Origin of the sequence: Anaerotignum lactatifermentans DSM 14214 (genome assembly GCF_900142265.1) — a bacterium.
GTDB lineage: Bacteria > Bacillota > Clostridia > Lachnospirales > Anaerotignaceae > Anaerotignum > Anaerotignum lactatifermentans.
In genome coordinates, this window is the sequence record NZ_FRAH01000098.1 from 1 (window position 1) to 9,195 (window position 9,195).

Genomic DNA, 9,195 nt, shown 5'->3' on the forward strand with positions numbered 1-9,195 from the left:
AAGTGGGTTCATAAAATCACCTTCTTTCGTTTGGGATTAAAGTGTTCAATCGGCTTGGTAAACCCATGACCATGGAGCATCAACACCCTCGCATATAAGAATCCAGCTTAAGATGGACAGATGCGAAACCACACTGCAAGATGGTTGTCCAATCACTTAAGCAAACAGCCAGCGGTTTGAAGCTAACTTCCATGTCAGGGGAACAGACTTTTGGTGAAGTAACTCTCTGGGAGTTCAACAGGAGTGACTAGAACTTTTGCCTGATTGACACTGGGACAATTATATCATGGGTTTAATGAAGCCTATTGAACAAAGTAACCATTAAATTTTATATAAGAATAATGGTATCTAAAGATACTATACGAGGAAGTGATAACTATGTGCAAAACCATTGATTTACATACCCATTCTTACTGCTCCGACGGCACATTTTCCCCGGAAGGTCTAGTAATTCTTGCCAAGAAACAAGGTCTTTCCGCCATTGCCCTCACGGACCACGACACCATAGACGGACTGGAACTGTTTCTGGAAGCAGGGGAAAAACACGGCATAGAAACCATCTGCGGCATTGAGTTTGCTGCACTCTATGAAGGTTTCCACCGCCCGGAAATCCACATTGTCGGTCTTGGCTTTGACCGGCATGACCCTATGCTGCTGGAAAAACTGGAGGAAATCCGCCAGAGCCGTGACGACCGAAACGAACGCATGGCAAAACAGCTCACTGCCATCGGCCTGCCCGTTTCTCTGGAAGAAGTTGCTCACAACGCCGGCGGTGAAATCATCACCCGTGCTCATTTTGCCAATGTATTGCTGGAAAAGAAACTCATCAAAGACCGGAAAGAAGCCTTTTCCAAATATCTTTCTCCCGGCTGCCCCGGCTATGTGGAACGGCAATTCCTCACACCAAAAGGCTGTATCGAAGCCATCAAAAACGCTGGCGGTGCCGCTGTTCTGGCACATCCCACTCTTTACGATTTGGATATGACCCAAGTGGAAACCCTCTGCAAAGAATTGATTTCCTTTGGTCTGGACGGCATCGAATGCCGCTACTCCACCTATACACCAGCCCAGACAAAAGCTGTGGAAAAAATTGCCAGTACTCTGGGACTGTTCCCTTCCGGCGGCAGTGATTTCCATGGCGAAAACAAGCCGGACATCCGACTGGGCAAAGGCATGGGCAATTTGCAGATTCCTTACACTTACTGGGAAGACTTGCGCACCCGCTGCCGCTGATTTTATCGGAACAATCAGGACCACCGGCTTAGCCGGTGGTTTGCTCTGCCCCTAGAAGGGGCTCTTACCAGCAGCGCTTGCAAGCGCATTGAAAGTCCGCCAAGTGCTCTACTTTCTCAACTGCCGCCCTTGGCGGCTATTTTTATTTGTTCTCTTTTACTTTTTCACCCGTAAACGGGTCAATGTACTCGCTTAAACTTATTTGATCCGCCATCCAATCTTCTTTTAACTGATTATTGATATATTCCCGGATCTTTTTTGTATTCTTTCCTACTGTATCAACATAATATCCTCTGCACCAAAATGTTCTATTTCCATATTTGTATTTTAAATTTGCGTGCCTGTCAAAAATAATTAAAGAACTTTTCCCTTTCAAATATCCAACTATTTCTGATACGCTGTATTTGGGCGGTATGCGAATCAACATATGTATATGATCCGGACAACATTCTGCTGCTATGATCTCTATCCCTTTTCTTTCGCATAATTCTCTAAGAATTTTCCCTATTTCAGCTTTCATCTTTCCATATATTACCTGTCTTCTATACTTTGGTGCAAATACAATATGATATTTACATTCCCAACTTGTATGTGCTAAACTATTCATATAAAAACCTCCTATGCTTTCTTGTGTCTTGGCGGACTCAAGATGATGATAGCATAGGAGGTTTTTGCTTGAAGCTGAAGCTCACTGATTCCCCCGGCATAGCCGGGGGTTTTTATTGGATTTACCAAAAAAACAGAGCATCCTCTTTGCAGAGGACACTCTGTTTTTTATTTTGCTTTTCTGTTTCTTTTTATCAAACATTCATCTCAAATTGCGGATTTCTTATTTTACGATGGTTGCTACATGCTGTCCATCTGTATTGGTGTAAGTTACCTGATAGCCCAGTGCTTCAAAGCCGCGTACGCCAATGTAGGATGTGCTGTCAACCAGAATGCTGTCCATAGAGATCACAGTTTCGCCCTGTACAACAGATGCTGTCTTGGTTGCCTGATCCCATGTTACAGTTTCACCCAGCATATCGCAGATGCTGCGCAGAGGCAGGTAGATTCTGCCGTCCTGTACCACATATTCTACGATAGGAGAAGCGCTGCCGCCCCAGTAAACGGGTTCTGCACGTTCTTCTGTCAGGAATGCAGTAGGTTCGTCATAGTACCATGTTGCACTGACACCTGTTACAGGATTGTATTTGTCTGTCAGTGTTTCCAGTTCTGTTGTGATAGCGTCAGGTCTTACACTGATGGAAGGGAATACCACGGAGCCTCTTGCTTCCTGTGTGCGTGTGGAAGAAGTTACTGCGCACATGGTGCCGCCTTTGTATGCCATCTGGTAGTTTTCGCTGCCATAGTATCTGTCATTTACTTTTGTCACTTCACCTGTGTAATGGAAACCAGCCAGCAGTGCTGCAACGGTTTCATTCTGCATGCCTGTTTCCACTGCGTCTTTCACATCAGCCAGTACGGTGCGGAATGCTTCCACATCGTCTCTTGCTGCCTGCATGGAGCTTGTCAGGTCTGCGATTTCTGCTTCTGTAGCGCCGCTTGCCTGCATAGTTACTTTCAGGTATTCTTCCAGTGCGTTGATGACAGGTTCAGGATTCTGTGCCATATAATCCAGCAGAGAAACCAGCATCTGACCTACTTCTGTGCCTGTCGCTTCGATCTGATAGCCGTTCTGGATTCTGGTTACCATACCTGTGGTAAAGCCGCTGAAACCGTCTTTGTACATGTTGACGGCTGCATCATAGAGGCTGTCATAGCCGCTGGGAATCAGGGCATCCAGTTCTTCCTGGGTCAGACCCAAATCTTCTTTCATGTCCAGAACGCAGATATACTGGTCGCGATCCAGCATCGCTTTCCATTCCTGCGCAAATGCATCGCTGAAGAAATAGCTGTCTGTATCTACATCTGTCATATCCCGCATCAGACGGTATGCACTCCATACAGTTTCTGTGGAGATATATACGCCGTCTTTGTTGCCGTAATACCATCTGCCGAAAGAATATTCCTGATTTTTATATGTTGCATCTACGTCAAACATAAAGGACATATCGTCCATATTCATCAGCATGGTATATTCCAGTTTTACATTCTTTTTGCCATCAAAATCAGTCATACCAGCCATAGCAGTGTCCACATCTTCCTGTGTCATACCACTTGCCAGCATCGCGTCTGCCGCAAATGTTTTCATAGCGTCAAAGTCCAGTGTAATTTCAGCTTCCCCTGTTGTTTCACTGACTTCCATGCCTTTCAACATGTCTACGCTCATCTGCAGGTAGCCCACTTCATCAGCGGAACACCCTGTAAAAGCAGTCAGACACAGCAGAGTACACAATACTGCCGCTAACTTTCTTCTCATACATACTCCTCCTTCGTTTTTCCGCAAAACTGTCGAAACAGAAAAAGTCCACACCAAAAAGACATCTTTTCTTGTGTCAACTTACTTCTCATTATACCATCGGAAAGCCATCCTATCTACAAAAAAAGGCAAATCAAATATTAAGATTTTGTTTATTTTTTCTCAAAGGAAAAAATGCCCCCAAAGCAACTTTTCCTTAAGAAAACATATCCGATAAAATCTCAGTAGAAAGAAGAAAGCTGAAATCCTCCATATGACAGGGATTTCAGCTTTCTTATGAAGATGCCCACAAAACAGGCATCTTCTTTTCCTTTATTTTGCCGCATCTTCCAGACAGGCGCTCACCGCATCCAGCACCGCCTGTGCAGAATATGTATGGGTATCTGCAACGGTGATGTTTTCCACAGACTGGTTCTGTACCACCTGTTGTGCCACCTCTTCCGCCGCATCCTCCACCATAGGATACATGACAGATACCGTTTCCGCATCGTCAGTCACAGTCACATCGGCAATGCGTCCATCTTTGATTTCCACGGAAACGGAAGCGGTGCCCTGTCCCAGGGGCAGTTCTGCCTCATAAGTGCCGTCCCGGTAAAGCCCAGCGGATTCTCCATCCCCCATACGCAGGAAAAAGGTAATGAGCCCCACCACAATGATAACACCCAGCACCGCAAACAGGGCTGTTTTCAAAAGCTCGCGCATTTTTACCACTACAAATCTTGTATGCCGCACCCTCTTTTCTCCCTCCAAAACATATCGTTATCTTACCTTATGAGAAAACCTCTGCCGATATACCTGCCGGGAACTTGTCCTTGCAAAAAATACTGCCCTTTTGTATCATGTAACTAATGAAGGAGGGACAGACATGGCATTACGTTTTCTCATTGGTGCCGCAGGTACCGGAAAAACTGAATACTGTATGAAGGAGATTATCAATGCCCAATCCGCTCACAGAGGACGGCAGATTTTTCTGGTGCCGGAGCAGTACACCTCTCAGGCGGAACGTGACCTGACAGCAAGTACAGAACGCAAAGGCATCCTAACGGCGGAAGTCCTCAGCTTCGGCAGACTGGCACACCAGTTTTTTGCCAAAAACGGTCTGAACAGAGCCGTCATTCTGGGGGATGTAGGCAAACAGATGGCATTGCAGAAAATACTGCTGGAACAGCGGGATGACCTGCCCTATTTCTGTCATATGATGGACAAAAACGGCTTCGTAAGCCGTCTGGGAAAGACCATCACGGAATTTTTCCGCTACCGTGTCACACCGGAACAGCTGGAAACCATGTCCAATCAGGAAGGACTGTCCCACAGCGTACAGGACAAATGCCGGGATATGGCAAGCATCTACCGCTGCTATGAGGAATTCCTCTCCGAAACTTATCTGACTGGGGACACTACCCTTTCCCTGCTGGAAGAAAAACTGGCTTCCTCCGCCGCTTTTGAGGATACAGAAATCTGGCTGGATGGGTTTTATGGCTTCACACCACAGGAATACGGTGTCATTGCCCAGCTGCTCCGTCTGTGCAAACGGGTCAGCATCACCCTGCCCATGGATGAACACAGCTATTTCGCTTCTTCCCTGCCTCCTGCCGCACCATTTTTTGAGCCACATCTAACCAAACAAAAACTGGTTTCTCTGGCAGAAGAAATGGGCATTGCCATGGAATCCCCTGTCTTTTTCAAAGAAAACCATCGGGCACAAACACCTGCCCTTGCCTTTTTGGAGAAAAACTATTTTTACGGTTATTATAAAAAATCTCCCGACCATGAGGGCATCCATATCTGTTCCTGCACCACAAGGGAATCGGAAATGGCATACGCCGCAGGACAGATTCTTTCTCTGGTACGGGAAAAGGGCTTGCGGTATCGGGATATTGCCATCGTGACCAACGCCATGTCCGCCTATGAAAAAGGGCTGAAAGGTATTCTGTCAGAAGCAGGCATCCCCTGTTTCGTGGACAGCCGCCGTGACATTGCCTCCCACCCTCTCATTGGACTGGTGAACAGCCTGCTGGAATGTGTGGTCTATGACTTCCGCTATGAATCTGTTTTCTCTTATCTGAAAACAGGTCTCACCCCCATGGCGCAGGAGGACATGGACATTCTGGAAAACTATGTGCTGGCATACGGCATCAAAGGCTATAAATGGAAAAAAGACGTCTGGGCATACGGTTTTCAGCCGGGACAGGAAGCGGAACAGGCATACCTTAACGACCTCCGTGCACAGGTCATGACGCCTTTTGCGTCCCTTCTTGCTCTGAAACGGAAGAAAAACCTGCCTTTGCGGGATTGGGTAACGGCTCTCGTTGTCCAGCTGGACACCTTAGGCATTGCGGAAAAACTCACGGCTCTTTCGGAAGCCGCCGCAGCCAAAGGCAATGCCGCCAAAGCCGAGGAACATCGGCAAATCTGGCAAATCCTCATGGATGTGCTGCAAAAAGCTGTGGAAATCCTTGGGGACGCGCCTATGTCACTGGATACCTTTGCCCGTATCTTGTCCGCCGGGCTGGAAGAAAGCTCCATGGGGCTCATTCCTCCCACGGCTGACAGCCTGCTGGTAGGGGATATTGAGCGAAGCCGTCTGCCGGACATCAAAGCCTTGCTGGTGCTGGGCGTCAACGACGGTATTTTGCCTGCCCCTGCCGAAAACACAGGCATTTTCACGGAAACGGAACGGGAAGCTCTGACAGCGGCAGGTATGGAACTTGCCCCTGACGGCAAACGGAAGTTATTTGAAGAACAATTCCTCATTTACCGCGGATTGACAAAGCCTTCCCACGCCCTGTATCTCACTTATGCCAACGGGGATACAGAAGGGAAAGCATTGTTCCCATCTTCTCTCATTGCGCGCATTGCAAAGATGTATCCCACATTGACAGAAGAACGGGACGACACTCTGCCTCTTTCTAGCCTAACCCCCGGCGGATGTTTCCACCAGTTAGGGACACAAATGCGGAAACATGTGGAAGAATCCCCCATGGAACCTCTATGGCAGGATATTTACAGTTATTTTGCCACCACACCCCAATGGCAGCAGCGGCTTTCTCTCCTGCGGCAGGGATTTTCCGTTCATGACCGCCGGCAGAAGCTGTCACCGAAAACAGCTAAGAGCCTTTACGGCAAAAATATCCTCTCCAGCGTATCCCGTCTGGAACGGTTTGCCGCCTGCCCCTTCGCTTACTTTGCGGAATATGGACTGAAAGCAAGACCACGACAGTTGTACCAGCTGCGCACCCCGGACTTAGGGAATTTGTTCCATCAGGTCTTAGAGCAATTTGCCGCTACACTGAAAAAAGACGGCATTTCTTGGCAAACCTTGACCCAAGAAGAAACAGAACGCCGTATGGATGCTGCTGTGGACGAAGCAGCGCCCCATCTGGGAAATGAAATCCTGCTGGATTCTGCCGCCAATCGTTACCTCATCAAGCGATTGAAGCGAATTTCCAGACGTGCCGGCTGGACACTGGTGCGCCATATCCAGAGTGGTATGTTTGAGCCGGCTGGCTATGAAGTGGGCTTTGGTCCCCATGAAGCATTGCCGCCCATCGTCATCGGTATGTCCGACGGCAGCAAACTGATTTTACGCGGGAAAATCGACCGTGTAGACCTGCTGGATGCGGAAGGCAATAAATTTGTGAAAATCATCGACTATAAATCCGGCACAAAAGCCTTTGATTTCCAAGATATTTATTATGGCTTGCAGTTGCAGCTGTTATTATACTTAGATGCTTATCTGAAAAACCACGGAACGGAATCCTACCGCCCCGGCGGTGTATTCTATTTCCGCATCACAGACCCCACCCAAACAGTAACGGAAGAAATGTCTGCCGAAGAAATCGAAAAACTCCTTTACAGCAAAATGCAGATGTCCGGTCTGGTGTTGGAAAACGAAACAGTCATCAAAGCCATGGATGAAGTCTTTGTAGACCCTGTCAGCGGCGGTATGCGGCTGGGTGCTTCGGACATCATCCCACTGAAATATACCAAAAAAGGAACCCCCACAGCATCTTCCCTGCTGGCAACGGAAGAAGAATACAACGCCCTTATGGCATTTACGGCAAAACGTGCTGCCACCATCGGCGAAAGCATGAAAGCAGGCATCATTACCCCTGCCCCTTATCGCAAGCAGAACAGCACCCCTTGTGACTACTGTGTATTTTCTTCCATCTGCCGTTATGAATACAAAGACCGTCCTTATTACCGGAATCTGAAAAAAATCGGCAAAGAGGACTTCTGGGAAAATCTCAATGAAACAGACGAAAGGAAATAAACATGATCATCAGACAGGAAACAACCTCTGACGCTTCTGCCGTATATGAGCTGGTGAAAACCGCCTTTGCTTCTGCGGAACACAGCGACGGCAACGAACAGGATCTGGTGGTGCTGCTCCACAAAAACCCCTCTTTCCAGCCTGCTCTTTCTCTGGTGGCAGAGGAAAACGGAAAAATTATCGGCTATATTCTGTTCTCTGAAATCAAAATCGGAGAAAAAACAGCCATTGCCCCTGCACCGCTGGCAGTACTGCCAGAACAGCAAAGAAAAGGCGTTGGGCTTGCCTTGCTGCAAGAAGGACACCGCATCGCAAAAAAACTTGGCTACAGCATCAGTGTCGTATTAGGCAGTGAAACGTACTATCCCAAAGCCGGCTATGTGCCTGCCTCTCGGTTCGGCATTGTCTGCCCCTTTGAGGGTGTGCCCGACGAAAACTACATGGCACTGCCTTTGCAGGAACCTGCTGGTGACTGGAATGGCACCGTTACTTATGACAAGGCATTTTTTGAAGTATAAAGGAGAACATCATGGATACAAAAGCATTTACTTCATTTTTGCACAGCAATATCCCCCTGACAGAATTTATGGACATTCAGGCGGAAACATACACACCGGAAAAAATGGTGCTTTCCGTGCCTTTTGCCCAGAATAAAAACGACAAAAACACAGGCTTTGCCGGCAGCATCAGCGCATTGATGACGGTCTGCGGCTGGTCTGTCATGTATGCCAATTTCCATGAACTTCTGCCAAAGGGCAATATCGTCGCACAGAAAACTCAGCTGCGGTACATTGCCCCCATCACCAGCGATTTTCGAGCAGAATGCATCTGCAATGATCCGGAAAGCAAACAGGCTTTGCTGGATTCTTTCGCAGAAAGAGGAAAAGGCAAACTGATACTCAACATCCAGTGTTTCTGCGGGGATTTGCTGGCGGCGGAAATGGAAGCAACCTACTACATCACAAAATAAATCATAACCACGCCTAAAAGACGTGGTTTGCACTAGCCCTATAAGGGCTTATTAAGAGCCAGCACCTAAATGACGCTGGCTTTCACTTCGTTCAAGCCTTGGTGGTATGATTATCTGCTACCCTTAAAAGGGTCTTCATACTCTTTTGTATTCAACTTATCTTCAATTTGATCTTGTTTTTCCTGTTCTCTGATATATTTTTGAATCGTTGCTGTATTTAAACCGACTGTACTTACATAATATCCTGTTGCCCAGAAATTCCTATTTCCGAATTTATACTTCAGATTTGCATGACGATTGAATATCATCATTGCACTTTTTCCTTTTAAGTATCCCATAAATTGTGACACACTCATT

At 47.2% G+C, this 9,195-nt stretch carries 8 protein-coding genes; 4 read left to right on the plus strand and 4 right to left on the minus strand.

Annotated elements, in window-relative coordinates; translation table 11 throughout:
- The first annotated feature begins 378 nt into the window (after positions 1–378).
- On the plus strand, positions 379–1,233 hold the full coding sequence (locus BUB35_RS16655) for a PHP domain-containing protein (RefSeq protein WP_072853607.1): 855 nt from the start codon (positions 379–381) through the stop codon (positions 1,231–1,233).
- 142 nt (positions 1,234–1,375) lie between these two features.
- On the opposite strand, the gene tnpA (BUB35_RS16660) is transcribed toward BUB35_RS16655, so the two are convergent.
- From tnpA (BUB35_RS16660) to BUB35_RS16670, 3 genes are all read right to left on the minus strand, one after another.
- Positions 1,376–1,840: an IS200/IS605 family transposase gene (gene tnpA / locus BUB35_RS16660; protein ID WP_072853609.1), complete on the minus strand. Its 465-nt coding sequence runs from the start codon at positions 1,838–1,840 to the stop codon at positions 1,376–1,378.
- 222 nt (positions 1,841–2,062) lie between these two features.
- Positions 2,063–3,595: a stalk domain-containing protein gene (locus BUB35_RS16665; RefSeq protein ID WP_072853611.1), complete on the minus strand. Its 1,533-nt coding sequence runs from the start codon at positions 3,593–3,595 to the stop codon at positions 2,063–2,065.
- Between the two features lie 312 nt (positions 3,596–3,907).
- Positions 3,908–4,327: an FMN-binding protein gene (locus BUB35_RS16670; protein ID WP_072853613.1), complete on the minus strand. Its 420-nt coding sequence runs from the start codon at positions 4,325–4,327 to the stop codon at positions 3,908–3,910.
- Between the two features lie 133 nt (positions 4,328–4,460).
- On the opposite strand from BUB35_RS16670, the gene addB reads away from it, so the two are divergent.
- Genes addB through BUB35_RS16685 form a run of 3 tightly spaced genes read left to right on the plus strand, consistent with a single transcriptional unit; the run spans position 4,461 to position 8,838 of the window.
- Positions 4,461–7,868, plus strand: coding sequence for a helicase-exonuclease AddAB subunit AddB (gene addB / locus BUB35_RS16675; protein WP_072853615.1), 3,408 nt, complete (start codon positions 4,461–4,463; stop codon positions 7,866–7,868).
- A gap of 2 nt (positions 7,869–7,870) precedes the next feature.
- Positions 7,871–8,386, plus strand: coding sequence for a GNAT family N-acetyltransferase (locus tag BUB35_RS16680; protein ID WP_072853616.1), 516 nt, complete (start codon positions 7,871–7,873; stop codon positions 8,384–8,386).
- 11 nt (positions 8,387–8,397) lie between these two features.
- The gene (locus tag BUB35_RS16685) at positions 8,398–8,838 is read left to right on the plus strand and encodes a YiiD C-terminal domain-containing protein (protein WP_072853618.1); all 441 of its coding nucleotides are present in this window, start codon (positions 8,398–8,400) and stop codon (positions 8,836–8,838) included.
- A gap of 110 nt (positions 8,839–8,948) precedes the next feature.
- On the opposite strand, the gene tnpA (BUB35_RS16690) is transcribed toward BUB35_RS16685, so the two are convergent.
- Positions 8,949–9,195 (minus strand): IS200/IS605 family transposase (gene tnpA / locus BUB35_RS16690; protein WP_143185484.1); only part of this gene is annotated, 247 nt, incomplete at its 5' end.